The organism is Ruegeria sp. AM2 (genome assembly GCF_056540685.1).
This window is the reverse complement of the sequence record NZ_JBQFXE010000002.1, coordinates 14,742-36,396: the sequence shown is the minus strand read 5'-3', so window position 1 is coordinate 36,396 and position 21,655 is coordinate 14,742. Positions and strand designations below refer to the sequence as shown.

At 58.4% G+C, this 21,655-nt stretch carries 15 protein-coding genes; 7 read left to right on the top strand and 8 right to left on the bottom strand.

From position 1 onward, the window contains the following. Positions 1-29 precede the first annotated feature (29 nt). Positions 30-419 carry a DUF3307 domain-containing protein gene (locus ACR0CR_RS05725; protein WP_480597584.1) on the top strand — a complete coding sequence of 130 codons (390 nt, stop codon included), beginning with the start codon at positions 30-32 and terminating at the stop codon, positions 417-419. Between the two features lie 3 nt (positions 420-422). Here ACR0CR_RS05725 and ACR0CR_RS05720 read toward each other — a convergent pair whose 3' ends face one another. Beyond that, positions 423-881 (bottom strand): Lrp/AsnC family transcriptional regulator, encoded by a 459-nt coding sequence (locus ACR0CR_RS05720; protein WP_480598233.1) that lies wholly within the window; start codon positions 879-881, stop codon positions 423-425. A 139-nt stretch (positions 882-1,020) separates the two neighbouring features. Here ACR0CR_RS05720 and ACR0CR_RS05715 point away from each other — a divergent pair, with 139 nt between their 5' ends. Then, a complete protein-coding gene (locus tag ACR0CR_RS05715; protein WP_480597582.1) occupies positions 1,021-4,416 on the top strand; it encodes an indolepyruvate ferredoxin oxidoreductase family protein in 3,396 nt (1,131 codons plus the stop codon). Here the strand turns inward: ACR0CR_RS05715 and ACR0CR_RS05710 are convergent. The 6 genes from ACR0CR_RS05710 to ACR0CR_RS05685 all read right to left on the bottom strand — a co-directional run bounded on the left by ACR0CR_RS05710 (position 4,413) and on the right by ACR0CR_RS05685 (position 11,588). Continuing rightward, positions 4,413-5,717: an NAD(P)/FAD-dependent oxidoreductase gene (locus ACR0CR_RS05710; protein WP_480597581.1), complete on the bottom strand. Its 1,305-nt coding sequence runs from the start codon at positions 5,715-5,717 to the stop codon at positions 4,413-4,415. The genes ACR0CR_RS05715 and ACR0CR_RS05710 overlap by 4 nt on opposite strands. Continuing rightward, positions 5,714-6,388 carry a TetR/AcrR family transcriptional regulator gene (locus ACR0CR_RS05705; RefSeq protein WP_480597579.1) on the bottom strand — a complete coding sequence of 225 codons (675 nt, stop codon included), beginning with the start codon at positions 6,386-6,388 and terminating at the stop codon, positions 5,714-5,716. The genes ACR0CR_RS05710 and ACR0CR_RS05705 overlap by 4 nt, the downstream gene beginning before the upstream one ends. Then, positions 6,389-7,942 (bottom strand): trimethylamine methyltransferase family protein, encoded by a 1,554-nt coding sequence (locus tag ACR0CR_RS05700; RefSeq protein ID WP_480597577.1) that lies wholly within the window; start codon positions 7,940-7,942, stop codon positions 6,389-6,391. It abuts the gene before it with no gap. Beyond that, a complete protein-coding gene (locus tag ACR0CR_RS05695; protein WP_480597575.1) occupies positions 7,942-10,344 on the bottom strand; it encodes a GcvT family protein in 2,403 nt (800 codons plus the stop codon). The genes ACR0CR_RS05700 and ACR0CR_RS05695 overlap by 1 nt, the downstream gene beginning before the upstream one ends. 94 nt (positions 10,345-10,438) lie before the next feature. Beyond that, on the bottom strand, positions 10,439-11,068 hold the full coding sequence (locus ACR0CR_RS05690) for a glutathione S-transferase family protein (protein WP_480597573.1): 630 nt from the start codon (positions 11,066-11,068) through the stop codon (positions 10,439-10,441). Between the two features lie 22 nt (positions 11,069-11,090). Continuing rightward, positions 11,091-11,588, bottom strand: coding sequence for a class I SAM-dependent methyltransferase (locus tag ACR0CR_RS05685; protein WP_480597571.1), 498 nt, complete (start codon positions 11,586-11,588; stop codon positions 11,091-11,093). Between the two features lie 232 nt (positions 11,589-11,820). Between ACR0CR_RS05685 and ACR0CR_RS05680 the strand changes: the two genes are divergently transcribed. The 5 genes from ACR0CR_RS05680 to ACR0CR_RS05660 are packed head-to-tail and all read left to right on the top strand — an operon-like array spanning position 11,821 to position 19,044. After that, entirely contained in the window at positions 11,821-13,593 is a 1,773-nt protein-coding gene (locus ACR0CR_RS05680) for an ABC transporter ATP-binding protein (protein ID WP_480597569.1), read from the top strand. Then, positions 13,586-15,499 (top strand): ABC transporter substrate-binding protein, encoded by a 1,914-nt coding sequence (locus ACR0CR_RS05675; protein ID WP_480597568.1) that lies wholly within the window; start codon positions 13,586-13,588, stop codon positions 15,497-15,499. The genes ACR0CR_RS05680 and ACR0CR_RS05675 overlap by 8 nt, the downstream gene beginning before the upstream one ends. A gap of 13 nt (positions 15,500-15,512) precedes the next feature. Beyond that, entirely contained in the window at positions 15,513-16,541 is a 1,029-nt protein-coding gene (locus ACR0CR_RS05670) for an ABC transporter permease (protein ID WP_170654778.1), read from the top strand. Beyond that, the gene (locus tag ACR0CR_RS05665; RefSeq protein WP_480597566.1) at positions 16,538-17,692 is read left to right on the top strand and encodes an ABC transporter permease; all 1,155 of its coding nucleotides are present in this window, start codon (positions 16,538-16,540) and stop codon (positions 17,690-17,692) included. The genes ACR0CR_RS05670 and ACR0CR_RS05665 overlap by 4 nt, the downstream gene beginning before the upstream one ends. Next, entirely contained in the window at positions 17,689-19,044 is a 1,356-nt protein-coding gene (locus ACR0CR_RS05660) for a CoA transferase (protein ID WP_480597565.1), read from the top strand. The genes ACR0CR_RS05665 and ACR0CR_RS05660 overlap by 4 nt, the downstream gene beginning before the upstream one ends. Positions 19,045-19,129: 85 nt before the next feature. On the opposite strand, the gene ACR0CR_RS05655 is transcribed toward ACR0CR_RS05660, so the two are convergent. Continuing rightward, positions 19,130-21,520 carry a mechanosensitive ion channel domain-containing protein gene (locus ACR0CR_RS05655; RefSeq protein ID WP_480597564.1) on the bottom strand — a complete coding sequence of 797 codons (2,391 nt, stop codon included), beginning with the start codon at positions 21,518-21,520 and terminating at the stop codon, positions 19,130-19,132. Positions 21,521-21,655 lie beyond the last annotated feature (135 nt).

The window sequence follows — 21,655 nt, the reverse complement described above, 5'->3', positions numbered from 1 at the left end:
AACTTCGGGACGATATCGGGAGGATTCATTTGCCTGCCTCTTTTGGCGCTGTGTTGCTGTTGCTCTGCTTGCTGCAGATCAAACACATGTTCGCCGACTATTATTTGCAGACGCCCAAAATGCTGTCGGGGCGCGGCAATTATTTCCATATGGGACGCGCGCAGCATGCAGCGGTGCATGTTGTGGGTTCTGTCGTTATTTTTGCGCTGTACCGCGCACCTGCCGAATTTATCCTGATTATTGCCGCTCTGGAATGGATCGTCCATTTTCATATCGACTTTTTCAAAGCCAGCTATTCCGACAGGAAACAATTGCAGCCCAATCAGGCCGCGTTCTGGCGTGCGGCGGGGCTGGATCAGTGCCTGCACAATCTGACCTACATCGCCATGGTCTGGGCCTGGGTGCAATTTGTCGCCTAAGCGTCAGGGAACAATTGGCTGATTCCGCTTGATCGTGCGAAGCACGACATTTGTCTGCGCACTTCCGACCGCAGGCAGCTTAAACAAGAAGTCTTCCAGAAAAACGTTATAGGCGTTCAGGTCGCCGCACAGCACGCGCAGATGGTAATCTGCCTGACCGGTCGTGGCATAACACTCCTGAACCTCGGGGCTTGTCTCAACCGCTCTGATAAAATCGACGATCTTGTCTGGATCATGTCGCGTTAAGTGAACGTGTACGATGGCTTCGAAAGTCAGCCCCATGCGCAGCGGGTTCACCACTGCGCCGTAGCGCTCGATGATGCCCGCCTCTTCAAGCGCGCGCACCCTGCGCCAAAGGGCCGAGGCGCTCATGCCGACCGCTTCAGCAAGGTCGGCGTTGGACGTCCGGCTATCGCTCTGCAACAGAGTCAGGATTCGGCGGTCTTTTTCGTCAATCAGCATCTTGCTGAAAAAATTAACCCTCATTCAGCATAATTTCGACTGAAATTTTCGAATTTTTCCAAATTCGTAGGAAAAATGGCAAATCTGTCCACTGCGCATCGGCTAATGTTTCCATGCACCAACGCCGACGGACCACCCTATGACAAATCACGACCCCAACCTCCGCACCTACGACTTGAGTGATCGCTACGACCTGACTCGTGGCCGGGTGTTTTTGACTGGCACCCAAGCCCTTGCGCGGATCATGATGGATCAGGCACGACGCGACCGACAGGCCGGGTTGAACACGGCAGGGTTTGTTTCCGGCTATCGCGGCTCACCATTAGGCGGGCTGGACCTAGAGCTTTGGCGCGCCGAAGACCGCTTAAAGTCGGACCGCATCACGTTCATGCCTGCGGTGAACGAAGACCTCGGCGCGACGGCTGTTCTTGGGGCGCAACAGGCAACACTTGACCCTCAATGCGAGGTCGAGGGCATATTTTCGATGTGGTACGGCAAGGGCCCGGGCGTGGATCGGTCGGGTGACGCGCTGAAACATGGCAATGCGTATGGGTCAGCACCCAAAGGCGGGGTTCTGGTGGTGGTGGGCGACGATCATGGCTGCGTCAGTTCTTCGATGCCGCATCAGTCCGACGTGGCTTTCATGACCTGGTTCATGCCCACGCTGAACCCAGCCTCGGTTTCCGAATACCTGGAATTCGGTGAATACGGCTTTGCTCTGTCTCGGTTCTCGGGGACTTGGGTTGGCTTCAAGGCGATCTCAGAGACCGTGGAAAGCGCGCGGTCGGTCGATTTGCGCCCGGATCGCCGTTTCACCCTGCCGGAAATCGAGACACCCCCGAACGGCTTGCACGTGCGAACCGCCGACCTGCCCTCGCCCGAGATCGAGACCCGCATTCAGTACAAGCTTCGCGCCGTGCGCGCCTTTGCCGAGGCCAACCCGATTGACCGGCGCATCTACGACGTGGACAAAGCTCAATTCGGGTTCGTGACGACCGGCAAAGGGCATCTTGATCTGATGGAAGCATTGCGTCTGTTGGGTCTGGACGAAGCCGCTTGCCGCCGTCTGGGGATCGACATCTACAAGGTCGGAATGGTTTGGCCGCTGGCCCGCCGCAATGCGTTGCGTTTTGTGAAGGGCAAGGCCGAGGTGCTGGTCGTCGAGGAGAAACGCGGCATCATTGAAAGCCAGTTCAAGGAATATTTCTATGACTGGCCCGGCGACAAGCCACACAAGATGGTCGGAAAATATGACAGCCACGGCGAGCCTCTGATCCCCTGGACCGGAGAGCTGAGCCCCTTGATGCTCGCACCGATCATCGCGGCCCGCCTCGACAGATTCTTTCCCGAAGAGAACCTGCCCGCCAAGGCGCGCGTGCTGACGCAAACACCTCCTCCGATCATCAATGTCCAAGGCGCGACGCGCACGCCCTATTTCTGCTCGGGCTGTCCGCACAATACCTCGACCAAAGTGCCCGAAGGGTCATCTGCCGCCAGCGGTATCGGCTGTCATGTCATGGCTTCTTGGATGGACCGCGAAACCGTTGGTTACGCGCAGATGGGGGGCGAAGGGGTGCCGCATGTGGTGGCGTCAAAGTTCAACGGCGGCAAGCATATCTTTCAAAATCTTGGTGAAGGGACGTGGTACCATTCGGGCTCACTCGCGATCCGTCAGGCGGTCGCGGCGGGCACGAACATCACCTACAAGATCCTCTACAATGATGCCGTTGCAATGACCGGAGGCCAACCTGTCGATGGTCCGGTCAGCGTCGCGGGTATCGCACAAAGCTGCCGGGCGGAAGGCGTGCAGCGTATCGCGCTGGTTTCGGATGACATAGATAAATTCCATAGATCGGATTTCCCAAACGGGATCAGCTTTCATGACCGCTGTGAACTGGATGCGGTGCAGCGTGAATTGCGCGACGTTCCGGGCGTGACGGTGCTGATCTACGAACAGACCTGTGCGACCGAAAAACGTCGTCGTCGCAAACGGGGTACAGCGGAAGACCCCAACCGGTTTGTCTGGATCAACGATCTGGTGTGCGAAGGGTGCGGCGACTGTTCGGTTGCATCAAACTGCCTGAGCGTCGAGCCGCGCAACACCCCTTTGGGCCGAAAGCGCAAGATCAATCTGAGCACCTGTAACAAGGATTTCTCGTGCCTGAACGGATTCTGCCCGTCCTTTGTAACGATTGAGGGCGGGAAACGGCGACAGCAGCAGGTCGAATTGACGCCTCATATGCTGGAGTCCCACCTGCCGACGCCCGATCTGCCTGCGCTGGACCAGCCGTATGATCTGCTTGTCACCGGTGTCGGTGGCACTGGTATCGTGACTGTAGGGGCGCTGATCACCATGGCGGCGCATATCGAAGGCAAAGGCGCATCGGTTCTGGATTTCACCGGGTTCGCGCAGAAATTCGGCACCGTCCTCAGCTACATCCGGCTGGGGTCGCATCCCGACGCATTAAACCAGGTCCGCATTGATCAGGGTACGGCCGATGCAGTGGTTGGTTGCGACGTTGTCGTCAGTTCGGGACCCAAAGCCTCGGCCCATTATCGCCGGGGAACAAAAATGGTTCTGAACCGGGCTGAGATGCCCACCGGTGATCTGGTGCTGCGGCGGGACTCGCGCCTGGATGTTGCGACCCGCGAACAGGCGATTGCCGACGTTGTTGGCGTTGACAACCTGTGCGCGTTCGATGCCAACGCGGCGGCAGAGGCGCTTTTGGGGGATGCGGTCTTTGCCAACGTGATCATGCTGGGCTATGCGTGGCAAAAGGGTCTTGTTCCGGTGTCGCATAGCACGCTTAAACAGGCCATGATGCTGAATGGCGTCGCGGTCGAAAAGAACCAACTGGCCTTCGCGATTGGGCGCAGCCTGGCCGCAGATCCGGACCGGTTGGGTGCATATCTGGCTCCGGCAACCCCAAAGGAATCTCTGGATCAGATGATTGCGCGCCGGGTAGACTTTTTGACCCAATACCAAAACGCCGCCTATGCTGATCGCTATTCGCGCCGGATCGGGCGTATCAAGGCCGCCGACCCAACTGTTCAAGATCAAGTGCTTCGGTCGATATCCGGCAATCTGTTTCGCTTCATGGCCTACAAAGACGAATATGAAGTGGCGCGATTGCAGACATCGGCGGGTTTTGCAGAAGAGCTTGCGCAACAATTCGAAGGGGATTTCAAAGTCCACCATCATTTTGCACCCCCCCTCCTTGGCGGGCGCACCGATGACCGTGGCCGCCCTGTCAAACGCAGGTTCGGGCCGTGGATACGTCCAGTTCTCAGCGGGTTGGCCAAGGCGCGCGGGCTTAGAGGCTCTCGCCTCAACCCATTCGGTTACCATTCAGAGGCGCGTCTGCACCGTCACATTCTATTGTGGTACGAAGGCCTGCTGGAGCGCTACGAAGCCAATCCCGCGCAACACAGCGCACAAGAGTGGCTGGACCTGCTGGCACAGGCGGATGAAATCCGGGGCTTCGGCGATGTCCGTGCCCAAAGCTTCGACACCGCAAGGCAGGCCACGACCTAACCCAGCACCGAAAAACTGCTTTCCGAATTGATCGGTCGTTTGCGCGAGTAGAACCCGACGTCGATGCTGCGCCCGATATAGGGCAATTCACACTGCATCGGTTGCGCGTCGTGGTCCGCCCCACCCTCGCAATAATCGATCAGCGCTGCCATCATCTTGCCCGCAATGGGGGCATTCTTGTACTGGTTCCCGCTGGTACCACAGGCCATGTAAAACCCCGGCAGGCTGGATTTGTCATAGATCGGGATCCAATCGGTGGACGCGTCATACAGATCGACCACTCCGCGTGTTTTCGACGGTATGCCAAGGCTGGGAACCCGTTGCGCGTACCTCATCGCCTGCGTGGTCCATTGATCGGTGAAGTCGTGGTTATAGTTCTGATCGTCCTCGCACCACTGATGCGGATCGCATTCGGGATCTTCCGAGCCGATCAGGATGTGGTTGCCATGCTCGGGCCTGCAATAAAGTGCGATATCGCTGTCCGAAACGATGGTGCCCTGGTTCTCGAAATCAAACCCTTCCGGGGCGGGCACGTGTACCACCTCTTGCCGAAGGGGGCGCGTTTCGATCGTCATGTCGTCCAGCACACCGGCCAAGCCATTGACAATGGCCGAACCGGGGCCCGCGACATTCACGACAACCTTCGCATGAATTTCTTCGCCCGAGGCCAATTTGACGCCCGAGACGCGCCCTCCTTCGGTCAGGATTTCCGCGACCTCGGCCCCGGTTCGCACCTCGGCGCCATGAAGCTTGGCCGCATCCATGAGGTTTTGCGCCGACAAGGCCGGGTCCGTCACGTAGCCCGCCTTGGGCCAGAACACCGCGCCCTTCATCTGCGCGCCGTTGGGGTGCCCAAACGCAGGGTCGTCCATGCGCTTTGCGGGGGCAAAACTGTCGAGCGAGTAGATCGGCAGATGCTTGGTGATCTCTTCTGGCGACCATTCCTCGAACGGGCAGTCCAATTGGGCACTATAGGTTTTGTGCTTGTCCAGATACCCATTCGCCTCGGTTTTCATCACAAGACAGCCGGTCTGCCGGAACTGCGCCAGATCGGCGTCGGCTGGCAACCCGAGATACGCCGCCCAGTCGCGCCAATAGTGGTAGCCCTCCCACGCGAACGCGGTCCCATCCAAGGTCGAGTAGTGCATTCGGATGATCGCGCAGGATCCCGCGGTGGAACCATGGCCAACCTGCGCATTGCGATCCAGGGACAGGGTTTTCCACCCGTTCTTTGCCATCTCAAACGCGATGGCCGATCCAATCACGCCGGTTCCGATGATGATTGCGTCCGGTTGGCTCATGAGGGGTCTCCTTTCCAATGGTGGCGGGAATATGCGCTGAATTCTTCGACTTCCTCGGGACGCGGTTCGACCCCGGTGAAAACGTAAAGGTAGTGCGGAACCATCGAAATCCGCACCGAGATCGGCTCATTCAATTGCGCCAAATCATAACCGATCTGCATGTAATAAAGGACACGCGCCCGGGTTTCGGCCTCGATCTCAGGATAGCCGTAGCGTGCGAACATTGCGTGCAGTGCTTCCAGCCTCCGCGCATCCGACTGGTCCAGGGCACGGCGCACTTTGCCGGATTTACGTGCCCAATCGCGGATCGCGAAGTCGAGCGCTGTGTCGAACAGATCGGTGTTCACCACGCAGCGATGCACGTTGCAGACGGCTCCGGTTATGGTGTCTGCTGGAGCCTCGGCCATGGCGACAAGGGCCGCAGTATTGGTCGCCTGCCAGCGCGCCAGAAGGGCATCCAGCAACTCCTGCCGGGACTTGAAGTACCAGTAGAAGGATGACCGTGACACGGCCATCCGCTCGGCCAGATTCAGAACCTTGATCTGGTCCACTCCGTCCGAGATCAGGACATCCATCGCCACATTCAACCAGTCGTCGCGCGTGACCTTGATATTGCCGACCAGCGGCTCTGCCTCGGGATCGTCCCGGTGGAGGATCGGTTTACTGCTCATTCAACTCTCCGGTGGCGCGCCGCCCTCAGACGTGCGCTTGGCGATGAAATCCTTCAACGCACCGATCCGGTCACTGTCGGAGGTTGGAGGCTGGAAGTTGGCCAGTATCTCCTTCCACACGCCGGTCGCCCGCGCGTTGGCATCAACTGCGCCGCGCTCGGTCCAGGTGCCGAAATTGGCATAATCATGCACGTGGGGTTCATAGAATTCGGTGTTGTAGCGCTCCATCGTCTGGCTGGTGGCAAAGAAATGGCCGCTGGGGTCAACCTCACTCAGCGCTGTGTCGAAGCCAATCTCGGTTGCTCCGGCTTGCGCCCCGGCACACAGCTCGGCCACCATGTTCAGTACTTCGGCATCACAGATCATCTTTTCGAAAGACACGGTCAAACCACCTTCAAGCCATCCCGCTGAGTGGATGATCACCGTCGCCCCGGCCATCAAACAGCCCCAAAGACCGAACTGATTTTCGTTCGCCGCCTGCACGTCGTTCAGGTTCGATGCCGACCCTGCCGCCGACCGCCATGGCAACTCCAAATGGCGCGCGAACTGACCAGCCGCCAGCGACGCCTGAAAGTGCGACGGCGTGCCAAAAGCCGGAGCGCCGGATTTCATGTCGACGTTGCTTGTAAACGTCCCATAGCAAACAGGCGCGCCCGGGTTCGTGAGTTGCGTCAAGGTCAACGCAGCCAGCGCCTCGGCATGCGACAGCGTGATGGCCCCGGCCACCGTGATCGGCGCCATCGCCCCCATCAGAGTAAACGGCGTGATGATCGACATCTGACCATGGCGGGCAAAGTCGATCAGCCCCTGTGCCATCGGGTTGTCTAACGTGCGCGGGCTGTTGGTGTTTATGATCGTGTAGCAATACGGGTTCGCGCGGAACTCTTCATCCGACAGACCGCGCGCGGTGGACAGCATTTCAAAGCAATCCATCACTTGAGGCGTGCCGCGCGAGAAGAAGAACGGGAACTTGTCGGTCAACTCCATCTGCGCTTGTGTCGTGAAATAGTGCCGCAGGTTGGTCGGCACATCCTGCGGCTCGACCTGAGGCGATATCATCTGGAACACGTCGAAATGATGCGTGAGCTTCAGGAACTCCAGATAGTCCTGCCCGGTTGCCGGGCGACGTCCGCGTTCCAAATCGGTCGCGTTGGGTGCCCCTGCGCCGGGTTGAAACACCAGACTGCCCAGTTCGAGCGTGAAATCCCGCCGCCTTGCGCCCGCACGGCAATCGATGGATTTCGGCGCTGAGGCAACCGCTGCACCGATGATGTCCCGGCCGATAAAAACCATTTCGCTGTCTTCATCTACGCGTGCGCCACCCTGTGCAAAGATCCGACGCGCCTCGGGCAGCAGGACTTTCACGCCCAGTTCTTCCAGCGTGCGGAGGGCCGTTTCGTGCATATCCGCGATCTGATCCGCCGGGAATACCTCCATCTGCGGAAACGGGTTCCTGAGTTGGCGATAGTTCACGTCCCGCTTGGGCGTCGGCACCGCGTCGGTCCCCCGCCCGCGACGTCGGCGACCGCGTTCTGAGGTTTGCGACAGCATCATTAACCCCGCATCGCTTTGCCCTCAGGGTCATATGGCGAAGGTGCGATCACCTTGGCGGGGCGCTCGACACCGACCACATGCACCGACAGTTCAGTTCCCGGTTCGGCCTTGTCGCGGTTGACCAGCGCCATGGCCAGCGACTTGCCGGTGTAATGGCCGTACCCGCCCGAGGTCACAAATCCCACACGCTCATCCCCAGCCCAAATGGGTTCATAGCCGCTGGCATCCGCGTCTAGCGCGTCAACTTCAAGCGTGACTTGAACTTGCGCCGGACCATTGCCGTCACGTTCTGCCAAGGCTGCGTCTTTCCCGACAAATTCCTTATCCCAGTCGATCCAGCGATCCATCCCGGTCATGCCCGGCGTATAAAGCTGGGTGAATTCTGCCGACCAGATGCCAAAGCTCTTCTCCAGCCGCGTCGACAACATCGCATTGAAACCACACTCACGAATACCCTCGTCCGCCCCGGCTTCCAGAAGCATCCGGCGGAGTTTGATATGATCACCATAGCGGCAGTTGATCTCGTATCCTTTTTCGCCGGTCACAGACATGCGGGCGACACGGGCGCGGACCAAGCCGATGTCAAAGTCTCCACATCCCATGAACTTGAGGCCCGAGATATCCTGTTCCGCCAGTTTCTCGATCACCGTCTGCGACTTGGGCCCGACAACGCCAAAGCCACAATATTCCTCGCCCAGATCGCGGACCGTGACGCCTTCGATCATGTGGTCATCGAACCACCGCATATGCCAAGCGCGCAGGTAGTAGCTGCCCATGATCCACCACGTCCCGTCGCCCCAGTTGAGCACGGTCAGGTCGCCCTTAAGCCGCCCGTTCTCTCCCAGCATCGGCGCGAGTTTGGCGCGACCCGGAGCGGGCAGTTTCGAGGCCATGATCTTGTCCAGCCAGATCTCGGCATTCGGGCCGCTGACTTCGTAGCGTGAAAAACCCGAGATATCCATCAGGCCGACGCCCTCGCGGATTACCTTGCATTCCTCGGCGACGATATCATGCGCGTTGGACCGCTTGAGCGTCGGTGTCTCCTCAAACCCTTTCGGCGCGAAATAGAGCGGGACCTCAAGGTCCCAGCTAACTCCCCACTTGCAGCCAGCTTCGGTCATCGCGTCATGGGCCGGGGCCATTTTCAGCGGCCGACCTGCGGGCAGTTGTTCGTTCGGGTAGGTCATTACGAAACGGCGGGAATAGAACTGACCCGTGGTCTCACGGATGTATCGCTTGTTCTGGGCAAAATCACCATAACGCGCCACGTCCATCGGCCACGCATCCGCCTCGGGCTCACCGTGGATCATCCATTCGGCCAGCGTTTTACCGACGCCACCGCCCTGCAGGAACCCGGCCATCACTGCGCAAGCCGACCAATAGCCGCGCTTGCCCGGCACCGGACCGACCAGAGGGTTGCCGTCCGGCGAAAAGGTAAACGCGCCATTCACCCATGTCTTGATGCCGACGTTCTGGATCGAAGGGTAGCGCTCAAAGCCCAGCGTCAGCTCGTTCTCGATCCGATCAAGCTGCTCCTGAAACAGCTCCTCGCCATAAGTCCAAGGTGCACCGTCCATGGCCCAATGCTCGTGATCGACCTCGTAGATGCCGACCAGAACGCCTTTCTGATCCTGCCGCATATAGGTGAACCCTTCGAGGTCAACCGTCATCGGCATCTCGAAATCAGCCTGCGCAACTTCAGGCACGGAATCGGTGATCAGATAGTGGTGCTTGAGCGGCGAGACCGGCAGTTCCACTCCAGCCATGCGCCCGACCTGCTTGGCCCAGAGACCCGCCGCGTTGACCACATGTTCGCAAGTGATCGTGCCCTTGTCGGTCACGACCTCCCAACCATCGGCTGTCTGCGTCAGGCTTTCGACTTTGGTCTCTTCGTAATACTCTGCACCGCGTTTCTTGGCTGCCGTCGCATAGGCCTGCACTGTCCCGGTCGTGTCGATATAGCCTTCGCGATCCGCCCACATCGCGCCCAGCACGCCGTCAGTGGACATGATCGGGCAACGTTTCTGCGCTTCTTCCGGGGTCAGCAATTCGCAATCGTCGATGCCAATGGATTGAAAGATACGATAGTTTGCCTGCAGCCACTCCCAGCGTTCCGGGGTGCCAGCCAGCGTCAAGCCACCGGTCATGTGCAGGCCGATGTTCTGGCCGGATTCCTTTTCGATCTCGCTCAGCAGGTCGATCGTGTACGCCTGCAGAGACGCCATATTCGGATCTGCGTTCAGCGCATGGATACCGCCCGCCGCGTGCCACGAAGACCCGGACGCCAGACGCCGTCGTTCCAGCATGACCACATCGGACCATCCGAATTTGGCCAGATGATACAGGACCGAGGCACCTACGACCCCGCCTCCGATGACCACAACGCGATACTGAGATTTCATCCTGCACTCCCCTGCATGACTCGCAGAGGACGCTAGACGCACTGTTCACTTCTGTCTAGACATTTCTGTCCAGTGCTTGCTGCGCAGCCAAACGTCAGATTTGGGCGCTGGGTCGGGCCTTGATTTTCTCAAACCAAGCGAGCGTCGCCCTGTTCGCTTCGGGTATTCGCGTTTTCACAACACGCGCGAAGTCGATGAAAACAAAGCTTGTGATATCTGCCAGGGAAAACACCTCACCGGCAACAAACGGAGCTTCGTTCAAACGGCGTTCCATCAGGTCAAAAAAGGCCGCCAACCGTTTCGCCCCACGCTCGACCAGTTCCGGAATCTGGGCGTAGTCTTCCGGTCCCGGAATGGCGCGGTTTTCAAATGCGGGATGCGCGTTGCGCAGCATCTCGGCGATAGGAAGACCGCCCTGATGTTCGACAATGGCGTTCCAGGTCAGAACCAGCCCCTTTTCATCTGCCGTTCGCCCCATCAGCGGCGGTTCGGGAAACTGCGCCTCAAGATACGCTGCAATGCCAAGGTTTTCGTTCAGCACCGTGCCGCTATCGGTCACCAAAACAGGAAGCGTCTGCCGGGGATTTACGGCCCGAAACGCCTCGCTCAACTGTTCGCCCTTCGCGATCGAAATGTCGCGGGTTTCGATCTCCAGGCCCTTTTCGGCAATGAACATCCGGGCGCGGCGCGGATTGGGGGCGGTTGAGCAGTCGTAGAATATCATGAGGAAATCCTTTTGAAGCCAATCAGCGGCGATAGATGAAACAGCGTCCTTCTACCGCTCCAGGCGGCAGCGGAAGTTCGGTCAATGCGTCGAAATACATCCGGTCGCTGGACACCATGAGCCCGCCTTCGGCCAGCAATGGTTCGATCAAGGGCGACACAAACCGGGCAAACGCGTCATTTTTTTCGCGGTTATGCCCGCCCAGATCTGCATGGATCAGACTGGCCGTGGCCCCGAACCGTTCAACCGAGGCTGGAAGCGTCTCGCGGACATCGCCCAAAATCACCCGATCTTCGGGTGGCGTCGAATCCGGGTGAGAGGCAACCGCGCGTTCAAAGACATAGATGGGCCGGTTGTGAATATGCTGCGCCATATGGTGATAGGTTCGCCCATTGCCCAAACCCAATTCAAACACCGGACCTGGTTGCCCACGGGTTACCGCGATGGCGTGGTTTAGACACGCCCGCTGCGACACCATGCGGTCGATGAACAAGTCCAAACGACTTTGATTTTCTGACACCGGGAAACTTCTCCTTGAACTGAGCCTCTGCAGGAACTGGGGCGGCGTGCGCCCTTGATGGCAAAAACTCAAGACTTTGTGTACCCAACCACACTCAACTTTCACGTTTCCGCGACAATTCGGCGAATAAGGGGTTTGACTAGAGCGCCCCAAGCGCGCGAAACTGCACCAAAAAACTCAGGGAGTTCAAACAGCCGATGTTTATAAGCGGCCCACCGGGTGGAAAACCCGAATGAGTGCTTTGTTGTCCGTCCGGGATTTGAGCATCGGATTTGGCACCGGCGATGCCGTTGTGCAAAATGTCAGCTTTGACGTCGAACCCGGACAGACTTTGGCATTGGTAGGCGAGTCCGGTTCGGGCAAAACAATTTCGTGTCGCGCGGTGTTACGCATTCTGCCGCGCACCGCCCAGATCCGCAGCGGCCGGATCACACTGACCGATTCCAAGGGAACCGCCGAACTTACTGAAGTCAGCGAACGCGAGATGCGCGGTATACGCGGCAACCGGGTGTCGATGATTTTTCAGGAACCGATGCGGTCGCTGTCCCCGCTTCATAAGATCGGAAATCAGGTCAGCGAGGTTTTGTGGCTGCATCGCGGCGCGTCCGAAAGTCAGGCGCGCAAACAGGTCCTGACGCAGTTCGAACGCGTGGGCTTTCCCGATCCTGACCGGGCTTATGACAGCTACCCGTTCGAATTGTCAGGTGGTATGCGACAGCGCGCGATGATCGCCATGGCGATGGTGGCCAAGCCCGAGTTGCTGATTGCAGACGAACCCACGACGGCCTTGGATGTCACCACGCAGGCGCAGGTGCTGGGCCTGATCAAAGAGTTGCAGCGTGAAACCGGTATGGCGCTTATCCTCGTGACCCACGATCTGGGTGTGGTGGCGAACATGGCCGAAAAAGTCGTGGTCATGCACAAGGGTCGCGTGATGGAGGCCGGGTCAGCCGCGCCGATCCTGACGGCCCCCGCGCATCCTTATACGCAGCAGCTTTTCAATGCAGCTCCGGCCATTCCGGATCAGGACGCCGTGGGTCTGCCGATGCCGCAAGAGGACCTGATCCTGCAACTGAATGGCGTGAACAAGACTTACACAATGCGATCCAGCAAAGGGTGGAAGGGCGAAAAGAAAATCCATGCCTGCCGCGGTGTCGACATGAAGCTGGCACGCGGCAAAACGCTTGCCATCGTCGGCGAAAGCGGGTCTGGCAAGACAACGGCGGCCCGTATTGCGCTGGGTGCCGAACTGCCTGATCCGGGTGGCGAGGTCTTGTTCAAAAGCGCCCCGGACGCGGAACCGATCACCGTTCACCGGATGACAAAACCCGAGCGCACGGCGTTTCAGCGCAAGGCGCAAATGGTGTTTCAGGACCCCTACAGCTCGCTCAGCCCTAGGATGCGTATTCAGGATGCGATGACCGAGCCGCTGGAAATCCATGGCCTTGGCACCGCCGCCGAGCAACGCGAAAAAGCGGCAGAGATGCTGCTCCGTGTCGGTCTTAACGCTGATATGCTCAAGCGCTATCCTCACGCCTTTTCGGGGGGTCAGCGCCAACGGTTGTCGATCGCCCGCGCGATGATGCTGGACCCAGCGATGATCGTCTGTGACGAACCGACCTCGGCGCTGGACGTCTCGGTGCAGGAACAAATCCTCACATTGCTTGAAAAACTGCAGGACAATCTGAACCTGTCTTACCTGTTCATTTCGCATGACCTGGCCGTTGTCGCGCGCATCGCCGATGAGGTGGCGGTCATGCGGCGCGGCCTTGTGGTTGAACAAGCCCCGCCTGAAACCCTGTTCTACAACCCTCGCCATCCCTACACAAAAGCGTTGATTGCAGCTCAGCCCGAGCCTGACATCAATCGCCCGATCAACCTGAAACTTGTTGCTTTAGGCGCCGGTTCGCCTGACAGTTGGGATGACGCCTTTAGATTTTCCGACTCCGTGATACCCTCACTCATAGAGATGGAGCCCGGCCATAAGGTACGTTGCCATGTTTAAGACCCCTCGTAATCTGTTGTTCGCCACGGCGCTGGCCTTTACATCTGTGCAGCTTGCGCTGGCAGAAGCCCCATCCAACTTGCAGGAAAGCGCGTTCTGGAAGACCGAGGTGGACAGCGGAAATCTCCCGCCGGTTGCCGAACGCATTCCCCAGGACCCGTTGATCGTCGACCTTGCGGCCAAGGGACGGGAAAGCGGTACCCCTGGCGGAACGCTGCGCACCATGGTTACCCGTTCAAAAGACATTCGTCAGATGGTGGTCTACGGCTATGCCCGGCTTGTTGGATTTGACGAGAACTATACCATTGTTCCGGACCTGCTGGCCTCGTTCGAAAACGAAGACAACCGCAAGTTCACCCTGAAACTGCGCGAAGGGCACAAGTGGTCCGATGGATCGCCCTTCACGTCTGAGGATTTCCGTTATTGGTGGGAGGACGTCGCCAACAACGAGTTGCTCAGCCCCTCTGGCCCGCCGGATTTCCTGCTTGTTGAAGGAAAGCCACCTCAGGTTTCGTTCCCGGACGAAACCACCATTGTGTTCGAATGGGCAGACCCAAATCCGAACTTCCTGCAATCGCTTGCACAGGCGCGCCCACCCTTCATCTATCGTCCGTCAGAGTTTCTGAAGCAGTATCACGAGAAATACGCTGATGCCGAGGAGCTGGAGTTTCAGGTCGAAGACGCACGGGTCAAAAGCTGGGCTGCGCTGCACAACAAGCTGGACAACCTCTATAAGTTCGACAATCACGAACTGCCCACGCTGCAACCTTGGTTGAACGCAAGCTCGGGCAAGAAAATCCGTCATAACTTTGTACGAAATCCGTACTACCACCGCGTCGACAGCAACGGAGTGCAACTGCCCTATATCGACGTGGTCGAGATGGAGATTGTGGCCCCTGGGCTTGTCGCTGCCAAAACCAATGCGGGTGAAAGCGACCTTCAAGGGCGCGGTCTGGCATTCCGCGACGCGTCGATCCTGAAAAAGGGTGAGGCCGAAGGGGATTACACAACCCTGTTGTGGAAAACCGGCGTCGCCTCACAGATCGCGATTTACCCAAACTTGAATTTCGAAGATGAAATCTGGCGCGATATCTTGCGCGATGTACGCGTGCGCCGCGCCCTATCCTTGGCCATTGATCGTCAGACCATCAATCAGGCGCTGTATTTCAAACTGGCACAGCCTGGGGCGATGTCGGTTCTACCAGCCTCGCCTTTCTACAATGAAGAGAACGCCAAGGCCTGGGCCGACTACGATGTCGCAGCGGCCAATGCGCTGCTGGATGAGGTCGGTTTGACCGAGCGGGACAAGGACGGCATTCGCCTGCTGCCCGATGGCCGCCCGATGGAGCTGATTATCGAAACCGCCGGTGAACGGCAGGAGGTCGAAAACGCGCTGCAGATCGTGACCGATACATGGCGTGAGATCGGGGTTGATCTGGTGATGCGGCCTTTGGACCGAGACATCCTGCGCAACCGTGTGTTCTCGGGCAATTCAATGGCGTCGGTCTGGTTTGGCTGGGATGACGGCATCCCGCAAAGCCACACCTCACCTGCCTACCTTGCGCCGACCGATCAGGTCTTTCTGGCCTGGCCGAAATGGGGGCAGTACTATCAGACCGGTGGCGATGCCGGTGAGCCACCCGACATGCCCGAAGCGGAACGCCTGATGACCCTGGCACATGACTGGGAAATCGCAACCTCGGACGAAGAGCGTGCCGCCGCCTGGAGCGAAATGCTGAACATTCACGCCGACCAGCTATATGCCATTGGCATCCTGAACGGAGCCCCTCAACCCATCGTCGTATCAAACCGTCTTCGCAACGTGCCCGAGCAGGCAATGTGGGCGTGGGAACCCGGCGCGCATTTTGGTATTCACCGCCCGGATGAATTCTTTTTCGCCGACTGACAGGAGCAGCTAAATGGTAATGCTGCGCTACGCGGTGTATCGCTTCTTCACGATGCTGCTGACGCTGCTTGTCGTGTCCGTGATGATTTTTGTGATCATCAACCTTCCACCCGGCGACTATCTGAGCAATCAAATAGCAGAGCTTCAGGCTTCGGGTCAGTCCGCAGGTGTAGCAAAGGCCGAGTTTCTGCGACAGGAATATGCGCTGGATCGCCCCATGTGGGAACAATACCTGATCTGGGTTGGCTTTTGGCCAGGTCCGCACGGGTTCGAGGGGTTGCTGCAAGGCAACTACGGATGGTCTTTCGAATTTGACCGCCCCGTCGCCGAGATTGTCGGCGACACCCTTTGGCTGACCGTTGTGGTAAACCTTGCCGCAATTCTGTTTGTATATGCTGTAGCGTTGCCATTGGGCGTGATCGCCGCCGCGCGGTCTCGCACGTGGATCGACTATACCTCGGCTTTTGTTGGTTATCTGGGGTTGGCGACACCGAATTTCCTTCTGGCGTTGATCCTGTTTTACTACGGTCATCGCTATTTCAACTTGCCTATCGGAGGCCTGATGGACCCGTCCTTCGAAGGCCAGCCGATGAGTTGGGACAAACTGAAATCCATTCTGGTCCACCTGATAGTCCCGACCTTTGTCATCGGCACCTCAGGCGCGTCGGCCATGATGCAGCGTCTGCGGGCGAATATGCTGGACGAATTGGGCAAACCCTATGTGGAAACGGCCATCGCCAAAGGCATGGCCCCGTCGCGGATGCTGACCAAGTATCCCCTGCGCGTGGCTTTCAACCCGTTTGTGGCCGATATCGGCAACCTGTTGCCGTCCATGGTGTCGGGCTCGGTTTTGGTCTCGGTGGTTCTGGGTTTGCAGACAATCGGTCCGACCCTACTGACAGCGCTAAAAACGCAAGACCAGTTCCTGTCCGCTTTCATCCTGATGTTCGTGGCCTTGTTAACGCTGATCGGCACCATGATTTCCGACATCCTGCTGGTCATGCTTGACCCGCGCATTCGATATGAGGGGCGCGAAGCATGACCGACCGCCCTGATGATCGCTATGTCGACGACGCCCCGTTTGACCCGCAGGCATCTCTGCAACAACTCGAACGCGCCGACCTGGATGCTCCGAATTGGGTGCTGGTCTGGCGCAAATTCAGAACACATAAGCTGGGCCTGATTTCAGGCATCTTCCTGTTGTTCTGCTATCTGATGCTGCCCTTTGCCGGTTTCATCGCCCCTTATGGCCCGAATGACCGGAACGGAGAGCACCTGTACGCCCCACCCCAATCCGTCTATTGGTTCCACGAAGGCGAATTCATAGGCCCCTATGTCTATCCCATCGTCGCGGAAGCTGATCTTGAGACCTTTCAGTGGAAATTCGTGCCCGACACCGAAGACCCAAGGCCGATCAAGTTCTTTTGCGAAGGCTCGGTATACAAGCTCGCTGGCCTGATCAAATCCGACACACACCTGTTCTGCGCACCGGACGGAGCGACATTGTTTCTATGGGGCTCAGACCGGTTGGGGCGCGATGTATTCAGCCGCATCCTCTACGGCGCTCAGCTTTCGTTGACCGTCGGCCTGATCGGCATTTCGGTGTCCTTCTTTTTGGGCATCCTGTTTGGCTCAATGGCGGGGTATTTCGGCGGCAAGATCGACTGGGTCATCAACCGCGTGATCGAAATCCTGCGCTCCTTGCCGGAACTGCCCCTATGGCTGGCGTTGTCGGCAGCGGTTCCGTCGAACTGGAGCCCTGTTGCGGTATTCTTCATCATCTCGATCATCTTGGGCATCCTGGACTGGCCCGGACTGGCGCGATCCGTACGCGCCAAATTCCTGTCACTGCGCGAAGAGGAATACGTGCGCGCGGCCGAGATGATGGGTGCAAGCTCTGGTCGTGTGATCCGCAAGCATTTGCTGCCGAATTTCATGTCACACCTGATTGCCTCGGCGACATTGTCGATCCCGGCCATGATCCTCGGAGAAACCGCGCTCAGCTTCCTGGGCCTGGGTCTGCGAGCGCCTGCCGTCAGTTGGGGCGTGATGTTGAATGACGCGCAAAACTTGGCCTCGATCGAGATTTACCCGTGGACGGCCATCCCGATGCTCCCGATCATCGTAGTGGTTCTAGCCTTCAACTTCCTTGGCGACGGGTTGCGCGACAGCCTTGACCCCTATCAGCAATGAGCCTGCTTTCGGCCCTTCCTGCCGAGGGCAGCTACAAGACCACCGGCACCGGTGCCTTGCCCAGCGCCTTTGCAGTGTCCGAATTGGCTACCGCCAGTTTCGCCGCTGTTGGGCAAGAGCTTGCACGGCTCATGGTGGCGACGGGCCTAGTGCCAACTGCCCCAGAGGTGTCGGTGGATCACCGGCTTGCCTCGCTGTGGTATGGCCACTCATTCAAACCCGACGGGTGGGAAATGCCCAACCTCTGGGATGCAGTCGCCGGGGACTACCGTGCGTCGGATGGCTGGATCAGGCTTCACACCAACCTGCCGCACCACCGCGCTGCGGCGCTGCGTGTTTTGGGTGTAGGGGCAGACAGAGAAGCCGTTGCCGAGGCTGTAAAAACGCGGAACATCGCCGAGTTGGAGACCGCAATCGTTGCCGAAGGGGGCGTGGCAGCCGCCATGCGCAGTCGTACTGAATGGCTGGACCATCCGCAAGGCCGCGCGGTGTCACGTGATCCGCTGATCGGTTGGCATCACCCCCGGCAGATTACCCTGCGCGACCGTTCCGAAGCCACTGTGGCGCGACCCTTGGCCGGATTGCGCGTGCTGGACCTGACCCGTGTTCTTGCGGGGCCCGTGTCTACCCGCACCTTGGCTGGCTTCGGGGCTAAGGTTCTTCGCATCGATCCCCCTGGATGGGATGAGCCCGGTGTGATCCCCGAAATCTCCCTTGGCAAACACTGCGCCTATTTGAACCTGAAATCCCCCGACGGGCTCGAACACATCAAGACGCTTCTGTCGCAAGCGGATGTCTTCGTACACGGATACCGTCCGGGTGCATTGGACGCACTCGGGCTGGACCTGGCCACGCGCGACATGCTCGCTCCGAACCGGGTTGAGGTGACGCTGGACGCCTATGGCTGGCAAGGACCCTGGGCCTCGCGACGCGGGTTTGACAGCCTGGTTCAGATGAGCGCGGGTATCGCCGACGCGGGTCGCGCATGGGCAAAGGCGGATAAGCCCACGCCGCTGCCCGTTCAGGCATTGGATCACGCGACCGGGTACTTGCTCGCCGCCAGCGTATTGTCCGCTCTCGCCGCTGCCGCTTCGAAATCTCCTATTATGCTGGCCCGCCTGTCTCTTGCTCGTACTGCAGAATTGTTGGCCGCCTTGGGCAAGACCGAGGACAACACGCAGCCGATCGAACCCGCGTCGAGCGATTATACCAATACGCCCGAACAATCTGGGTGGGGCGCCGGTTACCGCCTGAAACCGGCCCTGACGGTGGGCTTAACCAGGATGAAATGGCAGGTGCCCGCATCAAAATTGGGAACGTCTCAACCCAGTTGGCTGCCAACAAAAACATAGCGCGACCGCCGCGCGGCACGCGCGGCCAGGCCCAACGCTTTGGGCGGCGTCGCGCAGCGACGCAGATCAAAGGGGCGGGAGCACCTTAGCGGTCGTCCCCGCCGGGGCCGATATCGTCCAGATAATCCTCGTCGATTGCCGCCTGAACAGCCCCCGTAACAGCTTCACGCTGCTTGGGGGTCAGATCTTCGGCCTCTTTTTCATCGGCCAGGCGCACAGTCACCTCACGATGGGCAAACTTGATGCCTTCGCGCGCGAACAGTTCGCGGATATCCTGATAGACCTTCTTGCGCACCAGCCACTGGTCCCCGGGTTTTGTCATGAATTTCACGCGAATGATCATCGCTGAATCCTGCATCTCGATCACGCCCTGCGACTTCAGCGGCTGGATAAAGTTCTCGCCGATCACAGGATCGCTCAGCAGTTCCTGACCCAGTTTCTTGATCAGTTTGCGCACCTTCTCGACATCCGTGTCATAGGTCACCCGCAGCGGAAGCTTCATGATCACCCAGTCGCGGGAGTAGTTGGTCAGAACTTTGATTTCGCCGAAGGGAATGGTGTTGAGCGCGCCCAGATGGTGCCGCAGCTGAAAAGACCGGACCGAGATTTTTTCAACCGTCCCTTTTACATCGCCGATGTCGATATACTCGCCTTTCCGGAAGGCATCGTCCATCAGGAAGAACGCGCCCGAAAAAATGTCCCGCACAAGTGTCTGAGATCCGAAACCAACCGCCAGTCCCACAACACCAGCACCCGCGAACAACGGGCTTACATTGATGCCCAGTTCCATCAAGACAATTAAGGCAATCGTAACGACGACGACGGCCAGAATTGCGCCTCGGAACAAGGGCAGTAGCGTAGCCAAACGACTTTGCCCCCCCTCACCGCCTTCATCGCCAAGTTCGGCTTCTCCACCGGTATCGTCTTCTTCCTCGGCAATTTTCGTGTCGATCCACACGCGGAAGAAATGGAACAGGATGTAGCCGATGAACAGAATTACCATCACATCCAGCGCACGTTCGATCGGCAGATCCTCGCTCCAGCTGGCATCGGGGTTCCAAATCACCACAAGAGCATAGAGGCCGACGACAAACGCCAGAATACCAGCCACACGACGCGCCAGATCTTCGTAGGTCACGATCGTATGCTTGCGCCGTTCCGCTTCGGGCGTTTCAAACGGAACCTCATGGTCATCCTGCTCGACCTCAGCCTCTGCGTTTATTTCCTCGATCTTCCGGTTTCGGTCGAAATACCGTTCCAGCAAGTAGTTCATCGCGCCGTATGCAACGACCACCGACATGAAGATCGCATAGCTGCTGGCCACAATCGGCACCGAGTTTTCGTTTTCCAGCACCAGATCAACAGCCAGCTTGAACCAGCTGAACACCATATAAACAATCAGAACCGGCGCCCAGGCGTACGAAATCCAGCGTAATATCCATGACACTTGATCAGGCGCGCGACCACCGCGGATCGCATTCGAGATGGACCGGGCATTGAACAGGATCATCAGAACATTGCCGATCGCCCCGAACATCGTCAGGCCACCGTAAACCAATGCATAGACATTGTAGTTCAATCCAAAATCAGCCACCCAGGTCGAAAACAAGACGACCGAAATGTCATAGGTCGCCAGTGCAGATGCCCAGATGTACAACCGTTTTGCATCGCGGTCAGAAAATGGTGGCAACCGATACTGACTGAGAAATGGGGACAGTACCATCCGCCATAGATCGGACACTGTCCGCGCAAGGAAAAAGGCCGAGAAAATAGCGGTTACCGTGAACTGGATCGAGATATCCTCGGCCTCGCCAAAGAACAGATACCCAACAATCAACGCCATCAACATGGCAAAAATCGTGGCCCCGATTCCCATCAGGAAGCGGAACACAAGGAATGGCATCTTTTCCCGATATCCCTGCGGGTTTTCCTTGGTCCGCGACACGACATATCGGCGTGCAATCCGCTTGCCGTAGATTTCGATCGACAGCCATCGCCCCAATAACAGGAACAAAATGTTCCAGCCTAAAACCTCGACATAGGTTTGTATGCGCCCGTCCGGGCTGGTCTGGCGCAATACGTACTGAACCTCGAAAATCGAATAAGGGAGAGCCTCTAGCCGTGAATTCAGCGACTCGCGAAACTTCGAGAACCTCTCTTGCGCCTTCATCAGTTGTGACCCTTCGGCCATCGGATCTGTGGGGCCAGCCTCAGCGTCTTGCCCGCCCGCTGCTGCGCCGGCCGATACGATCTGACCTGCGCTGTCGATGACGATCACACTGGCACCGGCCTCGGTCGCGGATCGGATCGCCGCGGCGACATCCCCATTGGCCTCGGCATCTGCCGTGTCGCTGTCGGGCCCGGACACCGAAGGGTAACCGGGGATAAGTGACGTCTGCGCCTGCGCAACATGCGCCAAAGAGAAGATCGCAGCCCAGATGATCAGGGTGAGACAGACGATTAGGTTCTTATTCATATAGCGGCACTTCCGGTTCGATCGTGACGTTCAGCCTACAAAACCTCGCAGGCCGGTTCAAATCCCTTGAACGCAAGGTTGCCGCATAGTGTTTGCGTTACGTGCGCAAGGCAAGGACGGGGATAAAGTGTTTTC

Coding starts and splice junctions, on each gene's coding strand:
- ACR0CR_RS05695 (WP_480597575.1), bottom strand. CDS start 10,344: ATGAAATCTCAGTATCGCGTTGTGGTCATCGGAGGCGGGGTCGTAGGT.
- ACR0CR_RS05720 (WP_480598233.1), bottom strand. CDS start 881: ATGCTGATTGACGAAAAAGACCGCCGAATCCTGACTCTGTTGCAGAGC.
- ACR0CR_RS05705 (WP_480597579.1), bottom strand. CDS start 6,388: ATGAGCAGTAAACCGATCCTCCACCGGGACGATCCCGAGGCAGAGCCG.
- ACR0CR_RS05715 (WP_480597582.1), top strand. CDS start 1,021: ATGACAAATCACGACCCCAACCTCCGCACCTACGACTTGAGTGATCGC.
- ACR0CR_RS05660 (WP_480597565.1), top strand. CDS start 17,689: ATGAGCCTGCTTTCGGCCCTTCCTGCCGAGGGCAGCTACAAGACCACC.
- ACR0CR_RS05665 (WP_480597566.1), top strand. CDS start 16,538: ATGACCGACCGCCCTGATGATCGCTATGTCGACGACGCCCCGTTTGAC.
- ACR0CR_RS05675 (WP_480597568.1), top strand. CDS start 13,586: ATGTTTAAGACCCCTCGTAATCTGTTGTTCGCCACGGCGCTGGCCTTT.
- ACR0CR_RS05670 (WP_170654778.1), top strand. CDS start 15,513: ATGGTAATGCTGCGCTACGCGGTGTATCGCTTCTTCACGATGCTGCTG.
- ACR0CR_RS05655 (WP_480597564.1), bottom strand. CDS start 21,520: ATGAATAAGAACCTAATCGTCTGTCTCACCCTGATCATCTGGGCTGCG.
- ACR0CR_RS05690 (WP_480597573.1), bottom strand. CDS start 11,068: ATGATATTCTACGACTGCTCAACCGCCCCCAATCCGCGCCGCGCCCGG.
- ACR0CR_RS05710 (WP_480597581.1), bottom strand. CDS start 5,717: ATGAGCCAACCGGACGCAATCATCATCGGAACCGGCGTGATTGGATCG.
- ACR0CR_RS05680 (WP_480597569.1), top strand. CDS start 11,821: ATGAGTGCTTTGTTGTCCGTCCGGGATTTGAGCATCGGATTTGGCACC.
- ACR0CR_RS05700 (WP_480597577.1), bottom strand. CDS start 7,942: ATGATGCTGTCGCAAACCTCAGAACGCGGTCGCCGACGTCGCGGGCGG.